Source organism: Acidiphilium sp. C61, from assembly GCF_905116885.1.
In the GTDB taxonomy this organism is placed as follows: Bacteria; Pseudomonadota; Alphaproteobacteria; order Acetobacterales; family Acetobacteraceae; genus Acidiphilium.
The window spans coordinates 2484201-2506611 of sequence record NZ_CAJHNI010000005.1; the positions used below are offsets into that span (position 1 = coordinate 2484201).

15 protein-coding genes and 2 tRNA genes are annotated in these 22411 nt (G+C 66.2%); 11 read left to right on the forward strand and 6 right to left on the reverse strand.

All coding sequences use genetic code 11. The annotated features are described in order from the left end of the window. Positions 1–11 precede the first annotated feature (11 nt). Positions 12–839, reverse strand: a complete 828-nt coding sequence (locus HUW10_RS14535; protein WP_174502765.1) for an IS5 family transposase — start codon at positions 837–839, stop codon at positions 12–14. Between the two features lie 118 nt (positions 840–957). Between HUW10_RS14535 and HUW10_RS14540 the strand changes: the two genes are divergently transcribed. From HUW10_RS14540 to HUW10_RS14560, 5 genes are all read left to right on the forward strand, one after another. Then, a complete protein-coding gene (locus tag HUW10_RS14540) occupies positions 958–1395 on the forward strand; it encodes a hypothetical protein (RefSeq protein ID WP_174504145.1) in 438 nt (145 codons plus the stop codon). A 162-nt stretch (positions 1396–1557) separates the two neighbouring features. Further along, positions 1558–5118 carry an autotransporter-associated beta strand repeat-containing protein gene (locus tag HUW10_RS14545; protein WP_174504146.1) on the forward strand — a complete coding sequence of 1187 codons (3561 nt, stop codon included), beginning with the start codon at positions 1558–1560 and terminating at the stop codon, positions 5116–5118. A gap of 220 nt (positions 5119–5338) precedes the next feature. Then, positions 5339–5770, forward strand: a complete 432-nt coding sequence (locus HUW10_RS14550; protein WP_174504147.1) for a carboxymuconolactone decarboxylase family protein — start codon at positions 5339–5341, stop codon at positions 5768–5770. Between the two features lie 79 nt (positions 5771–5849). Next, positions 5850–6680: an N-acyl homoserine lactonase family protein gene (locus HUW10_RS14555; RefSeq protein WP_174504148.1), complete on the forward strand. Its 831-nt coding sequence runs from the start codon at positions 5850–5852 to the stop codon at positions 6678–6680. Positions 6681–6716: 36 nt separating this feature from the next. Next, positions 6717–7640: an SMP-30/gluconolactonase/LRE family protein gene (locus HUW10_RS14560; protein ID WP_174504149.1), complete on the forward strand. Its 924-nt coding sequence runs from the start codon at positions 6717–6719 to the stop codon at positions 7638–7640. Between the two features lie 135 nt (positions 7641–7775). On the opposite strand, the gene HUW10_RS14565 is transcribed toward HUW10_RS14560, so the two are convergent. Then, a tRNA-Ser gene (locus HUW10_RS14565) sits at positions 7776–7868 on the reverse strand. 262 nt (positions 7869–8130) lie between these two features. Between HUW10_RS14565 and HUW10_RS14570 the strand changes: the two genes are divergently transcribed. Continuing rightward, the gene (locus tag HUW10_RS14570; RefSeq protein ID WP_174504150.1) at positions 8131–9609 is read left to right on the forward strand and encodes an oligosaccharide flippase family protein; all 1479 of its coding nucleotides are present in this window, start codon (positions 8131–8133) and stop codon (positions 9607–9609) included. Positions 9610–9625: 16 nt separating this feature from the next. On the opposite strand, the gene lipB is transcribed toward HUW10_RS14570, so the two are convergent. Then, entirely contained in the window at positions 9626–10312 is a 687-nt protein-coding gene (lipB, locus tag HUW10_RS14575; RefSeq protein ID WP_174504151.1) for a lipoyl(octanoyl) transferase LipB, read from the reverse strand. Positions 10313–10336: 24 nt separating this feature from the next. Here lipB and HUW10_RS14580 point away from each other — a divergent pair. The 5 genes from HUW10_RS14580 to HUW10_RS14600 all read left to right on the forward strand — a co-directional run bounded on the left by HUW10_RS14580 (position 10337) and on the right by HUW10_RS14600 (position 17082). Then, positions 10337–10422: transfer RNA gene (locus HUW10_RS14580), tRNA-Leu, on the forward strand. 222 nt (positions 10423–10644) lie between these two features. Continuing rightward, the gene (locus HUW10_RS14585; RefSeq protein WP_174504152.1) at positions 10645–12918 is read left to right on the forward strand and encodes an NADP-dependent malic enzyme; all 2274 of its coding nucleotides are present in this window, start codon (positions 10645–10647) and stop codon (positions 12916–12918) included. A gap of 177 nt (positions 12919–13095) precedes the next feature. After that, positions 13096–15030 (forward strand): acetate--CoA ligase, encoded by a 1935-nt coding sequence (gene acs / locus HUW10_RS14590; protein WP_174504153.1) that lies wholly within the window; start codon positions 13096–13098, stop codon positions 15028–15030. Positions 15031–15043: 13 nt separating this feature from the next. Then, on the forward strand, positions 15044–15889 hold the full coding sequence (locus HUW10_RS14595) for an alpha/beta fold hydrolase (protein ID WP_236656414.1): 846 nt from the start codon (positions 15044–15046) through the stop codon (positions 15887–15889). Between the two features lie 425 nt (positions 15890–16314). Further along, a complete protein-coding gene (locus HUW10_RS14600) occupies positions 16315–17082 on the forward strand; it encodes an HpcH/HpaI aldolase/citrate lyase family protein (protein ID WP_371808647.1) in 768 nt (255 codons plus the stop codon). A 176-nt stretch (positions 17083–17258) separates the two neighbouring features. Here the strand turns inward: HUW10_RS14600 and HUW10_RS14605 are convergent, their stop codons facing one another. The 3 genes from HUW10_RS14605 to HUW10_RS14615 form a co-directional block, all read right to left on the reverse strand. Continuing rightward, on the reverse strand, positions 17259–19784 hold the full coding sequence (locus tag HUW10_RS14605; RefSeq protein ID WP_174504154.1) for a TonB-dependent receptor: 2526 nt from the start codon (positions 19782–19784) through the stop codon (positions 17259–17261). Positions 19785–19863: 79 nt separating this feature from the next. Then, entirely contained in the window at positions 19864–21153 is a 1290-nt protein-coding gene (locus tag HUW10_RS14610; protein WP_174504155.1) for an adenylosuccinate synthase, read from the reverse strand. Positions 21154–21157: 4 nt separating this feature from the next. Beyond that, on the reverse strand, positions 21158–22294 hold the full coding sequence (locus tag HUW10_RS14615) for an ATP phosphoribosyltransferase regulatory subunit (RefSeq protein WP_174504156.1): 1137 nt from the start codon (positions 22292–22294) through the stop codon (positions 21158–21160). Between the last annotated feature and the right edge of the window lie 117 nt (positions 22295–22411).

A 22411-nucleotide genomic window follows, 5' to 3' on the forward strand; every position in this document is an offset into this window, starting at 1 on the left:
TGGTAGTGTGGCTACCTGTGTCGGGCGATTTTTCGTGTGATCAGGCGGATATGTGCGAGGAAGAGCCATGCGGTGGCGCTGATAACGGTGGCTTCGAAATCCTTTGCGAGGCGCCGGCATCTGCCGAGCCAGGCAAAGGTTCTCTCTACCACCCAACGTCGCGGCAGAAGTTCGAACCCGCTGGCGGCGTCGGAGCGCTTGACGATCTGTATGGTCCATGTGCCGATTTTGGCGAGGCGTCCATTGAGTTTGGGACCGGCATAGCCGCCGTCGGCGAATACGTGCCGCAACCAAGGATACAGGGATTTGACGGATTTGAGCACGTCGGGCGCCCCATCCCGATCCTGAATACCGGCATGATGAACGATCGCACCGACGAGGTGGCCGATTGTATCGGTGACGATGTGGCGCTTGCGTCCCTTGATCTTCTTTCCGGCATCGAACCCGCGCGGCCCGCCAGCCTCGGTGGTCTTGACCGACTGGCTGTCGATCACACCGGCTGTGGGAGACGCCTCTCGTCCGGCTATTTCCCGCGCCTGCATGACCAGGACGTGATTGATGCGATCGAACGTGCCGTCGCGACAGAAGCGGTAGAAATAGCCCTGCACAGTGGTGAACGGCGCGAATTCCTTCGGGATCTGCCGCCACTGGCAACCGGTCGACAGCATGTAGAAGATGGCCTCCACAATCCTTCGCAGTGCCACCGTTCGGGGCCTGCCTCGATGCGGCGGCAAGGGCATGAATGGTTCGATCAAGGCCCATTCGGCGTCGGTGAGGTCGCTTGCGTAGCGCAATCCGGCCCGGCAATATCGTTGCCGAGCGGTTTCAGTCCAAGCCATTGCGAATCCGTCTGTTGTTGCAAACCGGCAGAATCACAACCTACTGAAATCGCTCAACTATCTTTTTCGGTCCGGCTCTTAGACGCTCACGAAGCGAGGGCGGGGCAGGCGGCGGGCTATGTCGGGTGTGGTCGGGGCAATTGGTTTGGCGGCAATCATGTCGGTCACCTCAACAGCCCATGCGCAGATTTATGTTGCGAATTCTGGCAACAATACAATTGGTGAGTATACAACAAGCGGCGCAGTTGTTAACTCCAGTCTTGTAAATGGATTTAATGAACCGATAGGTATTGCGGTTTCTGGAAATAATATTTTTGTAGCAAATAGCCAAGGTAATACAATTGGTGAGTACACAGCCAGTGGTGGTGTGGTTAATTCTAGTTTCATAACGGGAGTTAATAAACCATCAGATATTGCAATTTATGGAAATAATATTTTTATAACAGATCAGGGTAATGGAATAATTAGTGAATACACGACTAGTGGACAATTGATTAATGCACATCTTATAAAAGGATTGAGTTCTCCGTTTTTTTTAGCTGTCGTAAAGCAGTAGTTTCAAAATATTGCAAATACATCTGGTAATATATTTTCTGATCTTGGCTCTACTCTCAATCCCGAATTCGATGGCGGTACGCCGACGAATCCATCCAGCGCTGGCACAACGGGTAATTTCACGATCACGGGCAATGGCGGCACGATCGATGCTGCCGGGAATGTGCTGACCTTTGCCGGTGTCTTCTCTGACGCCAGCGGCAGTACGCCAGGCTATCTGGTGATCTCCGACTCCGGGCAGGGAGGAGCTGTTATTCTTGATCCTACTGCCGCCAACACGTTTACCGGTGGCGTACAGGTCCAGGCCGGGGCAACCCTTCAGATTGCCAACGGTGATGCCCTTGGCGCCGGCACGGTCCAACTTCTTGGCACCGCCACAACGCCCGCCGTGCTGAATGTCACCAGCACGACGACGATCAGCAACGCGATCCAGGTTCAGGGTGACCCGACCTACACCGTGGCTTCGGGCCAGACTGTGGCACAGGCCGGACAGGTCTCGGACGTGACCGGACAGGTCGGTGACGTGGTCGTTCAGGGTGGTGGCACGCTGCTCCTCCAGCCCGCTGCCGGGGCGACCAACACCTATACGGGCGGTACGGATATCGAGAATGGCACGCTGCAGGTCGGCAACGCGGGAGCTTTGCCGGCGGGTTCTGCCAGCGCCGTTCCCGGCACGGCGGTCAGCGGCGCGGTCGAGATCAACACGACCGGCGCAATGGATCTGAACAATATCAGTCAAACCATTTCCATGCTGGGTGACGGCAGCAATGGTGGCGGCAATGTCATCCTTGGCTCGGCAACACTGACCATCCAGAACGGAGCCACCAGCGCTTCAACCTACAGCGCTAGCACTCCCTACTCCAACACCTTCTCTGGTTATATCACCGGCACTGGTGGCATTACGATCGCTGGCGGCTACCAGGCTCTGAGTGGGAACACTGCCTATCAAGGAGCGACGACGGTTGATGCAGGCTCTACGCTGGCGTTGTCGGGTAATGGCTACATTGCAGGCTCTTATGGAGTATTAGATTCAGGCACCTTTGATGTTTCGGGATTGAATGGTCCTGGAGGATCGTATGCCCTCGCTCCTATCCAGTCTCTGTCTGGAGCTGGTGCTGTAACCCTCGGGAACAACATTCTTCAACTGAATGGTGCCAATGGCAACTTCTCTGGATCTATCGGTGGCAGTGGTGGCCTGACGGTTAATGGCGGTACTGAAACGCTGGCGGGAGTAAATGCCTACACGGGAGTGACGACGATCAATGTAGGCTCTACTCTGGCGTTGTCTGGCAGTGGGAGTATTGCCTCGTCTTCTGGTGTTGCCGATGGCGGTACGTTTGATATTTCGGCCGTGAGCGGGAGCACGACGGTCAATGCGATCTCTGGTGCTGGTAATGTTGTGCTTGGCGGCAATGGGCTGACGGTCGCCAATGCCACTGGCAGCCTGTCGGGTGCCATCAGTGGCACCGGCGGCAGCCTGACGATCGCCGGGGGCACGCAGACACTGGCGGGAACCAACACCTACACGGGCGGTACGACGGTTGATGCGGGCTCCACGCTGGCGGTGTCGGGCAGTGGCAGCATTGCTTTCTCTTCCGGCGTTGCCGATTCAGGGACGTTTGACATCTCGGCTGCCAATGGTCCTGTGAGCATCAAGTCGCTGTCTGGTGCTGGCGGGGTGACCCTTGGCAGCCAGACGCTGCAGCTGACCAACGCCAGCGGGTCTTACTCCGGTGCCATCAGCGGCAGCGGTAATATAATTGTATCTGGTGGCACCGAGACGCTGAGTGGAGTTAACACCTACACGGGTGGAACAGCGATCACGGCCGATACACTTGCGTTGTCAGGCAGTGGGAGCATTGCCTCATCCGCTGGTATTACGGATGCCGGTGCGTTTGATATCTCTGCCCTGACTGGGAACACGACGGTCAATGCGATCTCTGGTGCGGGCAATGTTGTGCTTGGCGGTAATGGGCTGACGGTCGCCAATGCCACTGGCAGCCTATCGGGTGCCATCAGCGGCACCGGCGGCAGCCTGACGATTGCCGGTGGTACGCAGACACTCTCGGGAACCAACACCTACACGGGTGGTACGACGGTTGATGCTGGAGCGGCGCTGTCGTTTGCCTCTTCCTCGTCCCTGGGCACTGGTGCCCTGAACCTGGTGGGGAATGCCACGACGCCGGCGACAGTGTACGTGACGGGCACGACGACGATTGCCAACCCGATCTACATGACCGGCGACCCGGACTACAACATTGCCACGGGAACGGCGACCACGATCTCCAGCGTGATAGCTAATGGCGCCTCTGCCGGTGATCTCGTGCTGAACGCAGCCTCTGGCTACGCTGGTACGCTGGTTCTGACCAACCAGAACACCTATACGGGGCTGACGACGATCGATGCCGGGACGCTGGCTCTGACCGGAACAGGCAGCATTGCCGACTCTTCTGCGGTGACGAACAACGCCATTTTGGACATCAGCCAGACGACGGCGCCGGTGAGCCTGGCGGGGAGTTACACCCAGTCGAATACAGGCTCGCTGGTTGTTCGTGTGTCTCCAAGTGTTGTTGCCGGCAGCGGCTTTTCGCAGATTGATTCAGCGGGCTCGGCCGCTTTGGCTGGCAATCTGGCGGTGCAGACGACGGCTGGAACCTATACGATCGGCAGCCACTACGACGTCATTCATACCGTCAATGGCGTCGCTGGTCAGTTCACGTCACAGAGCCTGGGATATTACGGACCTTACATCGTCCCCAGCGTGCAGTATCAGCCGAGTGACGTTTACATTGTGCTGAACCCGCAGCCTGCGCTTGTGGAGAGTGGCCGGGCCTATGTGGCGAGCCGGTTTGCGATGAACGAGGCGCTGTTCCAGGCGGCGGATGCCACGCTTGGCGGCTATTCCGGGTTTGGCCGTACGGATGGCTCGGTTTCCCATGGCGCGTGGATGCAGGGGCTGGGCGGGTTTGGCACGGCGAACGGGTTCAGCTTCCACACGGGCGGGTTTGTCGCCGGGCGTGGCTTCGAGGTGAGCCCTCACTGGTCGGCGGGAGTTGGCGTTCAGTCGCTGTTCACCGACACGAGCGGGATGTATGGCACGGTGAACGACACGCAAGCCGGTGTGACGGGTTACGGGATCTATCACCGTGGTCATGTCCGTGTGTCGTTCAGCGAGTCGTTTGGCGACCTGATCAACAATTTCAAGCGCTCGGTGCCGCAGCTTGGGATTGGCGCGCGTGCTGGCGGGTCCGGCCTGTATGACGTGACGGCGGCGCGCCTGTCGTATGACTGGCATCGTGGCCGCTTCTTCGTGGCGCCTGCCGCGGAGGCCGCCTATGTCCACACCCAGGCGAATGCCGTCTCCGAGACGGGGGGCGGCGCTCTCGGCCTGACCTACGCGGCGCTGAACACGGATGTCGGCCGTATCGGCGGAAGTGTCACGGCGGGGATGGAGTTGCACCGGCGGTATGGGACGGTTGAGCCGTTTGTGTCCGTTGGCGGCTATGGAAGTGTGGGTCAGCGTCATTACACGAATGTGGAGCGTCTCCAGCAGGCGACATCTGTCCAGGCGGCGAACGTGTCGGCCTCTGCGGGATATACGGGGGGTGTCGGTGTCCGTGTGATCGGGAAGGGCCACTGGCGGGGCGATGTCCACTGGGGTGGTTCGTGGGGTGACAGCACGAACGTCCAGAACCTCGGCGTCGACGTGAACTACGCCTGGTAGGTCGCGGCTGGAGCGAAGGCTCTGGTTGTCAGCACGATAGAGCATGTTCCGATCCATCCGAATTGGAACATGCCCTACGGCATTATCCGAGCGAGCGGCGGCCATGTTGGCACGCTGTGCGATGATTGACAGGCTCGTCGGCCGGCCGGTAGCCTCGGCTGCATGATACGGGTGACGCGGCGGGAGATGGTAGCGGCCCGAAAACAGGGGAGATGACACCGTGTCCGACAACAGGGATGACGAACGCCCCGACCAGGCGCTGTTCGAGCGCGGCCTGCCGATCCGGCGCGATGTGCTCGGCCCCGCCTATGTCGATGCCGCGATGGAAGGGGCCGACGACTTCATGATGGCGTTCCAGCGCGCGACCACCGCCTGGGCGTGGGGGTGGGCCTGGGGCGATACGACACTCGACCGGAAGACGCGGAGCCTGCTCAATCTCGCCATGCTGACCGCCCTTGGCCGCGCGCCGGAAATCAGGCTGCATGTCAAGGGCGCGTTGCGCAACGGCCTCTCGGTCGAGGAGATCAAGGCCACACTTCTGCATGCCACGGCCTATTGCGGGATTCCGGCGGGGCTCGACGCGTTCAAGGCGGCGCATGAGGTGCTGGTTGCCGAAGGCGCGCTGACGGACGGGGCGGCGCGCGGAGCCTGAGCATGGCATCGATCGCAGGCGGCGGGTTCAGCGGGATCGAGCATGGCGACAGCAGGCTTGGCAGCAGCGGGCGCGTGCCATGACCGGCGGGCCGGCCTACGAGATCCACGCGCTCCGCTACGGCACGCATGTGCTGCGCGCCGATCAGGTGGCGCTGGGCAGCGCGCCGGAGGCGGGCGGCGGCGTCATCGATTATTTCGTCTGGGCGATATGCGATGGGTCGCGCTGCATTGTCGTCGATACCGGGTTCGGCAGCGCGGCGGGACAGCGGCGCGGGCGCACGATGCTCGCCGATCCGGTCGATCTTCTGGCGGCGATCGGCATCGATGCGGGGGCGGTGACCGATGTGGTGCTGACCCATCTGCATTACGATCATGCAGGCAATTACGACGCTTTCCCGAAGGCGACATTCCATTTGCAGGACCGGGAAATGGCGCACGCGACCGGGCGGCACATGGGCAGGGCGATCACCCGCGGGCCTTACGAGTGCGATGAGGTGGTCGGCATGGTTCGCCAGGTGTTTGGCGGCCGGGTCCGGTTCCATGACGGCGATGCGGAGATCGCGCCCGGGGTCAGCATCCACAGGATCGGCGGCCACGCGCCGGGCTTGCAGGTCGTGCGGGTGGCGACGGGACGCGGCAAGGTGGTTCTCGCGTCGGACGCCTCGCATTTCTATTCGGGCTACCTGCACGGCGCGGTCTTCCCGATCCTGTTCCATATCGGCGAGATGCTCGACGGGTATCGCCGCATCCGGGAACTGGCGGATGGGACGCTGCATGTGATTCCCGGGCATGATCCGATCGTCCTGCAACTGTTTCCGGCCTCGACGCCGGCGCTCGCGGGGACGGCCGCGCGGCTCGACCTGCCGCCCGATGCAGAGCTGGCGCGCCGTCTGCTTGGCATCGACTGACGATTCTCCCCGGCTTCATCCAGAGAGGCATCCGCCATGTTCTTCGCACCACCCCAGGTGATCGACACGGAAATTTTCGCCCGCCTGCCGGACGCGCTCAACCAGGCGGGAGCGGAGAACGAATGGACACGCGGCCAGCCGCAGGGCATGCCGGCGCGCTCGATGCTGGAGGGGCCATCGTTTGACCGCGATGGCACGCTCTGGTGCGTCGATATCGTCAACGGGCGGATTCTCACCGTCTCGCCGGGCGGCGAATTCGCGGTGGCCGCCGCGTATGACGGCTGGCCCAACGGCCTGAAGATCCATCGCGACGGCCGGGTGTTCATCGCCGACTACAAGCACGGGATCATGCTGCATGAGCCGGGCAGCGCGCGCGTCGTGCCGTATCTCGAACGCGCCGGGCTCGAACGGTTCAAGGCGGTGAACGATCTGTTCTTCGCCGCCAATGGCGATCTCTATTTCACCGATCAGGGCATGACCGGACTGCACGATCCGACCGGAAGGCTGTTCCGGCTACGCCCGAGCGGGGAGATCACCTGCCTGCTCGACAATGTGCCGAGCCCTAACGGGCTAGTCATGAATGCTGACGAGACGGCGCTTTTCCTCGCGGTGACAAGGGCGAACGCCGTCTGGCGGGTGCCGTTGCTGCGCGATGGAACGGTCGGCAAGGTCGGCAATTTCGTGCAGCTCTCCGGCGGCGGTGGTCCGGACGGGTTGGCGCTGGATGCCGAGGGGCGGTTGCTCATCGCGCATTTCGGGCTGGGGTCGGTCTGGGTGATGAGCCCGCTGGGCGAGCCGATGCAGCGCATCGTCTCCTGCGGCAGCACGCATGTCACCAATCTGGCCTTTGGCGGGCGCGACAATCGCACCCTATTCATCACCGATGCCGGATCGGCCCAAATCCTGGCCGCGCGGCTTGAGCACCCCGGCAAGCCGATGTTCTCGCACCGGCCGGATTAGCGCATCATGCGATCAGGTGGAGTCATCTGATCTGATAATCAACGAGATAGCACCACATCCGATCCGGATGGATCGCGACGTGCTCTGGCCCGGGTAGGCAGACGCAGATCGAGAAAAAATTCGTGGATGTAGGAGTGGCGGAGGGGATGGGATTCGAACCCACGAGACGACTCTACATCGTCTAACGGTTTAGCAAACCGCCGCCTTCGGCCACTCGGCCACCCCTCCGCCGGGGTCACGGCGTATGCAAGGGTGTTCTTAGTGAGCCGGGGCGGGTTCGTAAAGGGTGTAACGCCCGGTTGTCCCGGTGGATGGGCAGAAATCTTTTCAGGATGTAATCTTCTTCCATGACGATCTGCGGATATCGCGCCCCGCTCTTGTTCACCCGGGTCTTGTTCGCCCCGGTCCTGTGCGCCCCGGTCCTGTGCGCCCCGGTCCTGCGCGTCCCGGTCCTGTGCGCCGGCTTCCGCGTGGCGGCGAGGGGGCAAGGGTGAGCCTGCAGCGCGGCGCGGCAAGGGGGACCGCGTGGAACCTGATCACCGTGCTCGGCGAGCGGAGTTTCGGCTTCGGCGTGCTGGTGATCCTGCTGCGGCATGTCTCGGTGCGGGATGTCGGGACGGTTGCCCTCGCCTCGGCGATTTCCGAACTCGCCCGCATGGTCACCGCCGGCGGGGCGGGCGAGCAGGTGGTCGCCGCGCCGGGGGACCGGGTGGTCGAGGCCGGGGCGTTCTGGGCGCAGCTGCTCCTCGCCGCGCTGGTCACCTGCCTGCTGTTTGCCGCCGCCGCACCCATCGCCGCCTATTACCGCGCGCCAGCCCTCGGCTGGGTGACCCGCGCGCTTTCGCTCAACATCCTGCTCGGCGCCTTCCTGATCGTGCCGGCGGCGCGGCTGTCGCAGGCGTTCAGGTTTCGCGCCCTCAGCCTCATGTCGGTCGGCAGTACGATTCTGGGCGGGGCGGTGGCGCTGGCGCTGGTGTTTCGCGGCTACGGGCTCGCGGCGCTGGTGGTCCAGCGCATGGTGGGGATCGCGTTCTACGCGCTCGCCTCGTCGATCGCCGCGGGCTGGCGGCCGCCGGCGCCGCCGCGCTGGACAGCACTTGCCGCCGCCCTGCGCTTCAACCTGCCGATGATGGGGGCGGCCTTCGTCGATTACCTCGCCCATACCGGTTATGTCGTGCTGGTGGGCATGCGGGTGCCGGTGGTGGCGGTGGGCGAGTTCAGGATCGCCCAGCGGCTGGCCGAGGTGTTGCAGGAACTCGCGATCCTGCCGGCGAGCAAGGTGTTCCTGCCGATTTTCGTCGCGGTGCGCGAGGAGCCCGCGCGGCGCTTCGCGGTGGCGCTGGCGCTGATGGACAGTCTGGCCATTCTCTCGCTCGGCGCGGCGGCGGTGAGCGGGGCGGTGGCGGGGCCGCTGGTGGCGCTGATGTTCGGCGCGCGCTGGGCCAGTGCGGCGCCGGTATTCGCGGCACTCAGCCTGATCGTGCCGGCCTCGACGATCTATGCCTTCGTCAAGCCGATGCTGACGGCGCTGCGCCGGCCGGGGCTGGTTTCGGCCTTCGCCGCGATGAATGCCGGCACGATCGTGCTCGCCGCCTGGATCGCGGCGCCGTTCGGGCTGGTGCCGCTCGGCTGGGCGCTCTCGGCGCGCGGGCTGCTGGTGGCGCTGCTGATGCTGCCGGCGCTGTCGATCGGGATCGGCAAGCCGGCCTGGCCGCTGCTGCGGCTGATGGTCGCACCGGTTGCCGCATTGATCGCCGCCCGGCTCGGCACCGCGGCGCTGATGGCGGAACTGTCGCTTGCGTTCGGCTTAGCGCCGGGGCTGCGGTTGCAGCTCGTCATCGGCGGCGGGGCGGCGGGGGTGATGTTCGTCGCGGTGATGCTGGCGCTCGCGCCACGGCGGATGACCGGCATGGCGCGGCGGCTGACCTCGGCCTTTCGCCGCGCGCCGGCGGTGCCGGTCGCGGGCTGAACGGCGGCGGCTTTCTTCAGGCGGGTGTGGGCGTTGTGCCGAAGACCTCGGCGAAGGCATCGGCCAGGGCTGCATCGACCGCTTCCATCGGGGCGGCGATGCCGAGTGCGGCGAGCGAGGTGACGCCGTGCGCGCTGATGCCGCAGGGCACGATGCCGCCGAAGCGGCCGAGATCGGGGGCGACGTTGAGGGCGATGCCGTGATAGCTCACCCAGCGCGACACCCGCACCCCGATCGCCGCGATCTTGAACTCGCGGCCGGCAGCATCGGCGACCCAGATGCCGACCCGGTCGGCGCGGGTTTCGCCGCGCACGCCGAATCCGGCCAGGGCCGCGATCAGCCAGGATTCGAGCCCGGTCACATAGCCCCGCAGGTCGCGCGGCGGGACCGTGCCATGCGGACGCGACAGGTCGAGCATGACATAGGCGACGCGCTGGCCCGGCCCGTGATAGGTCCACTGGCCGCCGCGGCCGGTGCGGAAGACCGCGGCGTCGCCGGGGCGCAGCAGATCCGCCTCGCGCGCCGAGGTTCCCGCCGTGTAGAGCGGCGGATGCTCGACCAGCCAGACGCGCTCGGCCGCCTCGCCGGCGTTGATCGCCGCCGCGCGGGCCTGCATTTCCGCCAGTGCGGCGGGATAATCGGTCAGGCCGGGCGCTTTTGCCCATTCGATGTGGTCCTGGGTTGTTGATACGGCGCGCGCCATCGGCTATAGCGCTCCCGCTGCGAGGCGGTCGTGGCGGAATGGTAGACGCGCAAGCTTGAGGTGCTTGTGGGGGAAACCCTGTGGAAGTTCGAGTCTTCTCGACCGCACCAACGCTCCGGGATTTGCCCGGAGCGGCCCGAGAGGCCCGGAGCTTTGAAGCCCGGAGCTTTGAAGCCCGGAGTCGTGGAGACCGGAGTAATGGCCCCCGAAGCGGTTGGCCCCGAAACGCGCCAAATCTGACAAACTCGTCATCGCTATCCTGCCATGTGAATGCCCGGTTGTCCGGGCGACCCTGATCGCGCATTCTGGTCCGACCCAGGGAGGGACCGGATATGGATGAAGCGCTACGCAAGGCCGCACTCGATTACCACCGCCATCCGCGGCCGGGCAAACTCGCGATCACGCCGACCAAGCGCATGGAGACCTCGCGCGACCTGGCGCTGGCCTATTCGCCGGGTGTCGCGGCGGCGTGCCTGGCCATTCGCGACGATCCGGACACCGCGTTCGACTACACGATCCGCGGCAATCTCGTCGCCGTGATCACCAACGGCACGGCGGTGCTCGGCCTTGGCAATATCGGCGCCCTCGCCTCCAAGCCGGTGATGGAGGGCAAGGCCGTCTTGTTCAAGAAATTCGCCGGGATCGACACGTTCGACATCGAGGTCGACCAGCCGGACCCGGACAAGTTCATCGAGGTGGTGGCGGCGCTGGAGCCGAGCTTCGGCGGCATCAACCTCGAGGACATCAAGGCGCCGGAATGTTTCCGCATCGAGCAGACGCTGCGCGAGCGGATGAACATTCCCGTGTTCCACGACGACCAGCACGGCACCGCCATCATCGTCGGCGCCGCCGTGCAGAACGCGATGCTCGTGCAGGGCAAGACGATCGACGATGTCAGGATCGTCACCTCCGGCGCGGGGGCGGCGGCGATTTCCTGCGTGCGCATCCTGATCGCGCTCGGCGCCAATCCCGAGAATATCGTGATGACCGATATCGAGGGGGTGATCTACAAGGGCCGGCCGAACCTGAACGAGACGCTGGAGCCCTTCGCCCGCGACACCGCGGCGCGGACCCTGCCGGAGGTGCTGGACGGGGCGGACATCTTCCTCGGCCTCTCCGCGCCCGGCGTGCTCAAGCCCGAATGGCTGGACAAGTTCGCCGCCAATCCGCTGATCCTCGCGCTGGCCAATCCGGAGCCGGAAATCCGCCCCGAGCTGGTCGCCGAGCGGCGGCCGGATGCGATCGTCTGCACCGGGCGGTCGGATTTTCCGAACCAGGTCAACAACGTGCTGTGCTTTCCCTTCATTTTCCGCGGCGCGCTGGATGTGGGGGCGACCGCGATCACCGAGGGGATGAAGCTCGCCGCCGTCACCGCGATCGCGGAACTGACGCGGATCGAGGCGTCCGAGACGGTGGCGGCGGCCTATGGCGGCGTCGCGCCGGTGTTCGGGCGGGACTACATCATTCCCAAGCCGTTCGACCCGCGGCTGATCCTGCATATCGCCCCGGCCGTGGCGCGGGCGGCGATGGATGAGGGGGTGGCGCGGCGGCCGATCGCGGATTTCGACGTCTACCAGCACGATCTCGAACGCCTCGTGTTCCGCTCGGGCCTGCTGCTGCGCCCGGTGATCGAGGTCGCGCGCTCGGCCAAGGTGAGGATCGTCTATGGCGAGGGCGAGGACGAGCGCACGCTGCGCGCGGCGCAGAGCGTGATCGATGACCGGATGGGCACGCCGCTGCTGGTCGGCCGGACGGCCGCGATCATGCAGCGGATCGCCGCACTCGGCCTGCGGATGAAGCCGGAGCAGGATTTCCGCATCATCGATTTCGAGCGCGAGCAGGGGCTGTTCCGCCGGCTGCTGGAAAATTACCAGCATATCGTCAACCGCCGCGGCGTGCCGCCGGATGCGGCACAGCGCCAGCTCTCGCGCCGGCCGACCGTGGCCGCCGGCATGCTGCTCGCCGCCGGCGAAGCGGATGCGGCGATCTGCGGCGGGCTCGGCGACTGGTCGCGCCAATTCCGCTACGCGATGCCGATCATTCCGCGCAAGCCGGGGATCAAGCGCGTATCGGCGATGACCGCGCTGATCCTGCAGAGCGGCAACCTGTTTTTCTGCGACACGCATGTGAACGAGGACCCATCGTCGGAGGACATCGCCGAGATGACCCATCTGGCGGCGGAGATGGTGTCGCATTTCGGGATCACGCCGAAGGTGGCGCTGCTGTCGCACTCGAATTTCGGGGCGTCGAACTCGGCTTCGGCGCGGAAGATGCGCCGGGCGCTGGCGCTGATCCACGCGCAGGACCCGGAGCTTGAGGTCGATGGCGAGATGCACGCCGACGCGGCACTGTTCGAGCCGATCCGCACCCGCTCGGTGTGCGACAGCCGGCTGACCGGCCCGGCCAACCTGCTGGTGATGCCCTCGATCGACGCGGCGAATATCGGCTTCAACCTGCTCAAGGCGGCGGGCGAGGCGGTGACGGTCGGGCCGTTCCTGCTCGGCCTGTCGAAGCCGCTGCATATCGCGATCCCGAGCGTGACGGCGCGCGGGCTGGTGAACATGAGCGCGGTCGCGGCGATGGAAGCCGCGCTGAGGGCAGGTTAGCGCTGGCGTCCCTGAGCGCGCATGCGGGATCGGCTGGACGATCCCGCCTGCGCGCACGGGCACCTTGATCCCGTGCGCGCATGCGGTGGTTTTTCGCAGCGCAATACTTTCGGTTCCCGCACAAACATGTCATAGGGGAAAAAAAACGAGCCTAATAAATTTGATGAGGAACCGAGCATGTCGCATCCCGAAATCATTCCCGTGAAGCCGGAAATCGCCGCCGGCGCGCTGATCAACCGCGCGAAGTATGACGACATGGCCCGCCGTGCGGCGGAGAACCCGGAGGCGTTCTGGGGCGAGGAATGCAAGCGGATCACCTGGATGACGCCGCCCACCCGGATCAAGAATGTCAGCTTCACCGGCGACGTCTCGATCAAGTGGTTCGAGGATGGCGTGCTGAACGCTTCCGCCAACTGCCTCGACCGGCATCTGGCGACGCGCGGCGACCAGGTCGCGATCATCTGGGAGGGCGACGATCCTAACGACCAGAGGCACGTGACGTATCGCGAGTTGCACGCCGAGGTGTGCCGCATGGCGAACGTGCTGAAATCGCTCGGCGCGCGCAAGGGCGACCGGGTGACGATCTACATGCCGATGATCGTCGAGGCGGCGGTGGCGATCCTCGCCTGCGCGCGGATCGGCGCGATCCATTCCGTGGTGTTCGGCGGGTTCTCGCCGGACAGCCTCGCCAACCGCATCCAGGATTGCGACAGCTCGATCCTGGTCACCGCCGATGAAGGCCGGCGCGGCGGGCGGAAGGTGCCGCTGAAGGCGAATGTCGACGCGGCGGCGAAATCCTGCCCGATGCTCAAGAAGGTCGTCGTGGTGAAGGCGACCGGCGGTGCGGTGGACATGCAGGACGGCCGCGACGTGTGGTATCACGAGGCGGCGGCGACCATGCCGCTCGACTGCCCGCCGGAGCCGATGAACGCGGAAGACCCGCTGTTCATCCTGTATACCTCGGGCTCGACCGGCAAGCCCAAGGGCGTGCTGCACACCACCGGCGGCTACATGGTCTGGGCCAGCTTCACCCATCAATACGTGTTCGATTATCACGAGGGCGAGGTGTACTGGTGCACCGCCGATGTCGGCTGGGTGACGGGGCACACCTATATCGTGTACGGCCCGCTCGCCAATGGCGCGACGACGCTGATGTTCGAGGGCATCCCGAACTATCCCGACACCAGCCGCTTCTGGCAGGTGGTGGACAAGCACAAGGTCAACATCTTCTACACCGCGCCGACCGCGATCCGCGCGCTGATGCGCGACGGCGAGGGGCCGGTGAAGAAGACCTCGCGCGCCTCGCTGCGGGTGCTGGGCTCGGTCGGCGAGCCGATCAACCCGGAAGCGTGGCTGTGGTATTACCGCGTGGTCGGCGACCAGCGCTGCCCGATCGTGGATACGTGGTGGCAGACCGAGACCGGCGGCATCCTGATTTCGGCGCTGCCCGGCGCGATCGACCAGAAGCCCGGCTCGGCGACGCTGCCGCTGCCCGGCGTGAAGCCCGTGCTGGTGGATGGCGACGGCAACGTGCTGGACGGGGCGACGGAGGGCAATCTCTGCCTCGCCGACAGCTGGCCGGGGCAGATGCGCACCGTCTATGGCGATCACGAGCGGTTCATCCAGACCTATTTCTCGACCTTCCGCGGCTTCTATTTCTCCGGCGACGGGGCGCGCCGCGACGAGGACGGGTATTACTGGATCACCGGCCGGGTGGATGACGTCATCAACGTCTCCGGCCACCGGATGGGCACCGCCGAGGTCGAGAGCGCGCTGGTGGCGCACGCTGTCGTGGCCGAGGCCGCGGTGGTGGGCTTCCCGCACGACATCAAGGGCCAGGGCATCTATGCCTATGTCACGCTCGTCGCCGGCCAGGAGCCGACCGAGGAGCTGCGCAAGGAGCTGGTGATGTGGGTCCGCAAGGAGATCGGCCCGATCGCGGCGCCGGATGCGATCCAGTGGGCGCCGGGCCTACCGAAGACCCGCTCGGGCAAGATCATGCGCCGCATCCTGCGCAAGATCGCCGCCAACGAGACCGACAGCCTGGGCGATACCTCGACCCTCGCCGATCCGGGGGTGGTGGACGACCTCGTGCGCAACCGGCTGGGCTGAGCGGCCGCCGGCGGTGGGCGGGACGATCGGGCACGAGGCCGGCCGGGTCCATCGGGTGATGGGCTCGGGCGGCGTCGGGCTGCATGTGCGCGAATGGGGGGCGGAAACGGCGCCGCCCATCCTGTTCATCCATGGCTGGTCGTCCTGCTATCTCGCCTGGCGCGGGCAGTTCGACAGCGCGCTGCGCGAACGGTTCCGCCTCGTCTGCATGGATTTGCGCGGGCACGGGTTTTCCGACCGGCCGCTCGACCCCGAGCTGTACCAGACCGGCGCGCATTGGGCGGATGACATCGCCGCGGTGATGATCGCGCTCGGCCTGCGCCGGCCGGTGCTGGTGGCGGCGAGCTATGGCGGCTATGTCGTCGGCGATTATCTGGCCCGGCATGGCACGCGGAATGTGAGTGCGGTGAATTTCGTCGGCGCCGCGGTGATTTCCTCGAATCCGCCGGTGCATATCGGCCCCCGGTTCATCGAGGGCGCGGTGATGGCGGCGAGCGATGATCCGGCGGTGATGATCGAGGGGGCGCGCAGCGTGATCCACGCCACCACCCACCTTCCGCTGCCGGCGGCGGATGCCGAGCGGGCGCTGGCGGGTTTCATGCTCACCCCGCCGGCGGTGCGCGCCTTCCTGCTGATGCGCACGCTCGACTTCACCGACACGCTGGCCGAGCTTGACCGGCCGGTGCTGGTAACCCAGGGCGAGGAGGACGATATCGTGCTGCCGGCGATGGCGCGGCATATCGCCGAGACGGTGCCGCAGGGCCGACTCTCGCTCTATCCCGAATGCGGGCACACGCCGCAATACGAATTCGCCGAGCGGTTCAACCGGGAACTCGACGCCCTCGCTACCGCGGTCTGAGCCGCGCCGCAGACATTCAGGTTATGCGATAAGTTCATGGCGGCTTCATGCCGTCACCCCTTTTCCGGGGCGTTCCGAATATTATCTGATAGGAAGGCCGGTTGATCCCGGCCACGTGTTTCGGCAGCGATGCCGTTTGCCATCCGGTCCTGACCGACCGGATAGGGGTCTTCGGATCCCGACGTCTCCCAGACGTGAAGCCTCCCTGTTGACTGCCCCGCCGGTGATCCGGCGGGGCTTTTTTGTGTCATTTCAATGAATCCTAGCCTCGTCGATCGACGATCGCAATCGCGCGATGGGGACCGGCGCGGTTTCGCGACGAAGTGTTGCAGGGCCGACACGCTGCGGGGGCGGCGCGGTTTGTCTCTCGCGCCCACGGCGCGGTTTGTCTCCGTCGCCGAGCTATGGAATGCTGGCGGCAAATGATGCGGGAGGACGCGATGACGCTGCAACAACACTGGAACGCCGGCCGCGCCGTGCTGAATGGCTGGCTGTCGGTTCCGGCCGGCTTCGCCACCGAGCTGATGGCGCGACAGGGCTGGGACAGCCTGACGGTCGACATGCAGCACGGGCTGGTGGATTATTCCGGACTGGTGCCGATGCTGACGGCGATGGCCAGCGCAGCGGTGGTGCCGATGGTGCGGGTGCCGTGGTTCGACCCGGGAATCGTGATGAAGTCGATCGATGCGGGCGCGCTCGGCGTGATCTGCCCGATGATCAATTCGCGGGCGGAGGCCGAGGCCTTCGTCTCCTGCCTGCGCTACGCGCCGCGCGGCCGGCGCAGCTATGGGCCGATCCGCGCCGCCCTCGTGCATGGCGCCGATTACGCGCGCCGCGCCGATGACATGGTGACCGGCTTCGCGATGATCGAGACGCGGGCGGCGCTGGAGGCGATCGACGAGATCGTGTCGATCCCGGAGCTGGACGCGGTCTATATCGGGCCGAACGACCTCGCCCTCTCGCTCGGCGAGGCGCCGCGGTTCGATCCGGAAAATTCGCCGGTCTATGACGCGATCCTGCACATCCTTGCCCGGGCGAAGCATCACGGCAAGCGCGCCGCGGTGCATACGGGCTCGCCCGCCTATGCGCGCAAGATGGTCGCGGCAGGGTTCGATCTCGTCACCGTCGGCTCGGATGCCGCCTTCATCGCCCAGGGGGCGGCGGCCGCGGTGCAGGCGTTCCGCGGCGGCTGAGCCGCGCCATGGCGTATTGATATTCCGAGCATCTTTATCCGATCAGATGATCCCATCTGATCGGATGATGCCGTAGAGCACTTTCCGATCCTTTCGGATCGGATGTAGTGCTCTAGCATATTGATATTCCGATCATCTTGATCCGATCAGATGATCCCATCCGATCAGATGATGCTCTAGAACTTCACCTTCACCCCCGCATAGCCGGCGATCGGTGCTGCCGTGGAATAGGCGCGGTTGTCGGCGGCATAGGCCGGGCCGAGCACATAGGCGATGCCGGCGGGGTTGGAGAAGCCGCCATAGACGTAATAATGCGCGTCGGTGAAGTTATCGACCTCGCCGAAAAGGGTGACGCGCGGCGTGAGCCGGTAGCTGGTGGTGAAGTTCAGCACGACGAAGCCGGGCAGCTTCGGCTGCTGGTTCGACTGGTCGCCATGCAGATACGTCCCGGTCTGCGCGTTGGCCGACAGGCCGAGCTTCCAGGCCGTGGTCGCCTTGTAATCGGCGCCGAACTTGAACAGGTTCTCCGGCACGCCGGCCAGATGATCGCCCGGGCGGACCGTGATCACCCCGCCGATATTCGAGGGGCTGTGCGAGGCGACCCGGAAGCTGCTCTGATACGTCGCCTCGATCAGCGAGTCGTTGAAATACGCATCCCATTTCGGGAAATCGAGCCGCAGGGCGAGATCGGCGCCCTGGCGCAGCACGCCGCCGATATTGGCGAAATAGCCGTTGGTGTTGTTGTTGAGGTTGGTGGCGAGGAACTCGACGTCGTCGTTGGCGCGGATGTGGTAATAATCGAGATTGTAGGTGAGCGTGCCGTTGCCGCCCACCAGCAGCGCCCCGCGGATGCCGGCTTCCAGACTGTCGGTGACGGTCTGCTTCAGGTTGGGATCGAAGGTGATGAAGTTCGACAGGGTGCAGGGGTCGGTCGGGTTGGCGCAGGTCAGCTCGGCCGGGGTGGGCGCGGCATTGGCCTGCGAATAGCTGCCATAGAGCGAGGCGAGCGGGGTCAGCCGGTAGCTGAAGCCGAGGCTCGGGTTGAAATGCTCGTAATTGTGGTGCCCGCTGAGATCCGCCGGGTTCTGCACCTGCCCGGCGGCGAGCGCGCTGGCGGCCTCGGTATTGTGCAGGTCGATCTGGGCGATGTTGAGCCGCCCGCCGAGCGTGAGGGTGAGGCGGGGGGTCAGGTCGAGCGAATCCGAGGCGTAGAGGCCGTAATAGGCGTTGCGGATGTTCTCGGCCGAGGGCAGGGCGCCCGGCTCGTCGGTCTGGTAGCCAAGACCGCTACCCGGCGGCGGGGCGTAGACGCGGGCGGCGTTGAGCAGGCCATCGAAATTGGTGGCGGAGAAGGTGGTGAAGCCGCCATCGAAGCTGGCGCCGGCGATCAGGTGGTTCTTCAGCCCGAACAGCACGTCCTTGCGGCTGAGCTGGGCGGTGGCGCCGTAGCCGTCGGTGTTGGTGCTGTTCACCGCGAGCGAGCCGTAGCCGATGAAACCGGACGGCACGGCGAAATAGGGCACGGTGCCGCCGCCGAGCAGGGTCGCCGGGTTCGACGAGCCCAGCCCGCAGAGATGGCTGGTCGAGCCGTCGGTGCATTGCGCATCGACTGGCCCGTTGCCGTTGATCAGGTGCTCGCGCAGATGGTCGTAATAGAGGACGGCCTGGATCGAGCTGTGATCGTCGATCTGGTCGTTCAGGGTGGCGGCGACGCGGCTATAGGTGTCCTCGATCGAGTTCGGGCCGGTATATTCGGCGTTCGGCGCGATCGCGAGCAGCTTCGCCGGCACCGTTGCCGGGCCGTTGAGGAAGGAATGGCCGAACATCGCGTTGATGTGCAGCTCGGCATGCGGGCCGCGCCAGCCGAGATCGGCATAGGCGCTTTCGAGGGCGGAGGATTGCAGGTCGCGCCAGCCGCCGGAGCGCGCGCCCTGCACCGCGATATAGGCGGCGGTGTCGCCGTGGCTTATGCCGTACTGGCCGTTGCCGCGCAGCGTGCCGAAGGAGCCGCCGGAGAGTTCGACCTCGCCACGATGATAGGTGAAGCCGTTCTTCATCTGCACGCTGAGCGCGCCGCCGAGGGCGTTGAGGCCAAAGAGCGGGTTGGCGTCCTCGACGCTGATATGCGCGATCGCCGCCTGCGGCAGCACGCTCCAGAGGGCGAGGTCGCCGAAGGGGACGTTGAAGCGCGCGCCATCGACATAGACGCTGATGCCCTCGGGCGTGCCCTGGATCGGCGAGAGGGTGAAGCCGTGATAGATGATGTCCGGCTGGTAGGGGTTGGCCTGGCTGTTTTGCAGGTTGACGCCGGAGGCGGAGCGGCCGAGGGCGGCGACGACGCTCGGGTTGCCGCCGACATTGATCTGCCGGCTGTCGAATTGCTGCACGAGGGCGGGCCATTTCGCCGCGTTGATCGCAGCACCGGCGAGCGGGGCGACATTGACCCGGATGGTGCGGATCGTGATCGGCGCCTTTGCCGTGGCAGGTATCGGCGCTTTTGCCCCGGCAGCGGGTGATGTGGCCGGTGATGTGGCCGGCGGTGTAGCGGGGGCGATGGGGGCGACGATCAGGGGCGCCTGGGCGGCGGCGCCTGGTGCGGCCTGCGCCATCGCGACACCGCCGGCGGCGAGCGACGCCGCCAGCACCGCCATGCCGTGCCGGGCGAGGCGCAGCGCGCGGGGGTAGGCGTGTTTCGTCGTCATCGTCGTTTCCTCCATGTCCGGGGCGGTCGTTGCCGCCGCCGCGCCGCCTGTCACGGCGCGGGATTGTGCCGCGTTGCGCTCAGTCGGCGAAGGGGTCCTGCATCAGGATGGTGTCGTCCCGCTCGGGGCTGGTGGAGAGCAGGGTCACCGGGCATTCGACCAGTTCCTCGATACGGCGGACATATTTGATCGCCTGCGCCGGCAGGTCGGCATAGGAGCGGGCGCCGCGGGTCGAGCCGGACCAGCCCTCGATGGTTTCATAGACCGGCTCGGCCCTGGCCTGCGCCGCGGCGCCGGGCGGCAGATGGGGCAGGGTTTCGCCGTCGATCCGGTAGCCGACGCCGATTTGCAGCGTGGTCATGCCGTCGAGCACGTCGAGCTTGGTCAGCGCGAGGCCCTGGATGCCGCCGACCTTGACCGCCTGGCGGACCAGTGCGGCGTCGAACCAGCCGCAGCGGCGGGCGCGGCCGGTGATGGTGCCGAACTCATGCCCGCGCTCGCCGAGCAGGCGGCCGATCTCGTTGTCCTGCTCGGTCGGGAAGGGACCGGAGCCGACGCGGGTGGAATAGGCCTTGGCGATGCCGAGCACGCGGCCGGCCGCATCCGGCCCGACGCCGGCGCCGGCGGCGATCTGGCCGGCGACGGTGTTGGATGAGGTGACGAACGGGTAGGTGCCGTGATCGACATCCAGCATCACCGCCTGCGCGCCCTCGAAGAGGATGCGGGCGCCGGATTTCTTCGCCTCGGCCAGGCGTTCCCAGACCGGCTCGGCGAAGGGCAGGATCTGCGGCGCGAGGGCGAGGAGCTGGTCCATCAGTTCGGCCTTGCCGAACACGGGCGCGCCGAGGCCGGCGAGCAGCGTGTTGTGGTGCAGCAGCAGCTCGTCGAGCCGCCAGTCGAGCGTTTCGGGTTCGGCGAGGTCGCAGACGCGGATGGCGCGGCGGGCGACCTTGTCCTCATAGGCGGGGCCGATACCACGGCCGGTGGTGCCGATGCGGCGCGCGCCGCGGGCGGCCTCGCGCGCGGCGTCGAGGGCGGCGTGCAGCGGCAGGATCAGCGGCGCGTTGTCGGCGATGCGCAGGGTTTCGGGGGTGACGTTCAGCCCCTGTTCGCGCACCCGGCCGATTTCGGCGAGCAGGGCCACCGGGTCGACCACCACGCCATTGCCGATCACGCCGAGCTTGCCGCGCACGAGGCCGGAGGGGAGCAGGGAGAGCTTGTAGGTCTGGTTGCCGACCACGAGCGTGTGCCCGGCATTGTGCCCGCCCTGGAAGCGGACGACGACATCGGCGCGGGAGGCCAGCCAGTCGACCACCTTTCCCTTGCCTTCGTCGCCCCATTGCGCGCCGATGATGGTGACATTTGCCATGGCGTTATCCTTCGAGCGGAACGGCGCGTCCGTCGCGCCAGAGATGGGAGCAGGACAGGCGGCGCGCCTCCTCGGCGTCATCCGCCGCGGCGGCGAGGCCGCGAATGGTGGCGAAGCCCTCGGCGCGGGCGCGCGCACCGGCATCGGCCGGCGTGAAGGCGGGCAGGAACAGCCGCGGGCGCAAGGCAGGGCGCGGGGCGACGGCGAGGATCGTGTCGGGATAGAGGGTGATGCCGGTCGCCGATTCGCCATTGTCGCAGAGATAGCGCCCGCCGCGGCCGAACTCGGCCTGGCGGCCGGGCGCGAAGATCGTGAGCGCGACGCCGGTATGGTAGCGATAGCCGCGGAACTCGACCGGGTCGATGGTCAGGCGCAGCGCCGGCATCAGGGTGCGGATGGCGGCGACGGTCGCGCTCAGCCGGTCAGCGAGGGTGCGGACCGGGGCAGGCAGGTCGATCGCGGCGAGGCGACCGATCGCGGTGTCGGCGGTGCCGGCGGCATCGAGCAGGGCGAGCAGGGTCGGCGCCAGCGCGCCGCCATGGGCGGCGATCTCGGCGGCGTCCTTGCGGTCGAGCGCGCGGACGAGGGCGGCGTGGGCCGACGTGTCGCCCAGCAGAGCGGGGATCAGCGGCGGCATGGTGAGGTCGACGCTGACCTCGCCGATGCCGGTGGCGGCGAGGGCGGCGGCGGCGGTGACGATGATTTCAGCGTCGGCCTCGGGCACGTCCGGCCCGATCAGCTCGATGCCGGCCTGCGCGACCTGGCGCTCGGGGGCGAGCTGCGAGCCGCGCACCAGCAGGCATTGCCCGGCATAGGCGAGGCGCAGCGGCCGTGCGGCGGCGGCGAGCCTCGTCGTGGCGATGCGGGCGATCTGCGGCGTGGTGTCGGCGCGCACGCCCATCATGCGCTGCGATTCGGGGTCCATCAGCCGGAAGGTCTGCTCGGCCACGGCGCCGCCGCTGCCGGCGAGCAGCGTGGTCTCGAACTCCACCAGCGGCGGCTTGACCCGCTGATAGCCATGCGCGCCGAAACTCGCCGTCAGCGTTTCGGTCAGCCGTGCCTCGGCCTCGGCGTCCGGTGGCAGCAGGTCGGTGAAGCCCGCGGGCAGCAGAGCGGGGTGGGGCGGCAGGTCGTCGGTCATGTCGATACGGGTTCCGGCGCGGCGTGGGAAAGGCCCGGAGGGGCCGGGCTTGCGCGGCCTATAGCATCCGGTGCGGCCGGGGCCAATTCGGGGTGGAAATCGCCCGCGCCGCGTGGC

Coding starts and splice junctions, on each gene's coding strand:
- HUW10_RS14535 (WP_174502765.1), bottom strand. CDS start 839: ATGGCTTGGACTGAAACCGCTCGGCAACGATATTGCCGGGCCGGATTG.
- HUW10_RS14540 (WP_174504145.1), top strand. CDS start 958: ATGTCGGGTGTGGTCGGGGCAATTGGTTTGGCGGCAATCATGTCGGTC.
- HUW10_RS14555 (WP_174504148.1), top strand. CDS start 5,850: ATGACCGGCGGGCCGGCCTACGAGATCCACGCGCTCCGCTACGGCACG.
- HUW10_RS14560 (WP_174504149.1), top strand. CDS start 6,717: ATGTTCTTCGCACCACCCCAGGTGATCGACACGGAAATTTTCGCCCGC.
- lipB (WP_174504151.1), bottom strand. CDS start 10,312: ATGGCGCGCGCCGTATCAACAACCCAGGACCACATCGAATGGGCAAAA.
- HUW10_RS14585 (WP_174504152.1), top strand. CDS start 10,645: ATGGATGAAGCGCTACGCAAGGCCGCACTCGATTACCACCGCCATCCG.
- acs (WP_174504153.1), top strand. CDS start 13,096: ATGTCGCATCCCGAAATCATTCCCGTGAAGCCGGAAATCGCCGCCGGC.
- HUW10_RS14600 (WP_371808647.1), top strand. CDS start 16,315: ATGCGGGAGGACGCGATGACGCTGCAACAACACTGGAACGCCGGCCGC.
- HUW10_RS14605 (WP_174504154.1), bottom strand. CDS start 19,784: ATGACGACGAAACACGCCTACCCCCGCGCGCTGCGCCTCGCCCGGCAC.
- HUW10_RS14610 (WP_174504155.1), bottom strand. CDS start 21,153: ATGGCAAATGTCACCATCATCGGCGCGCAATGGGGCGACGAAGGCAAG.
- HUW10_RS14615 (WP_174504156.1), bottom strand. CDS start 22,294: ATGACCGACGACCTGCCGCCCCACCCCGCTCTGCTGCCCGCGGGCTTC.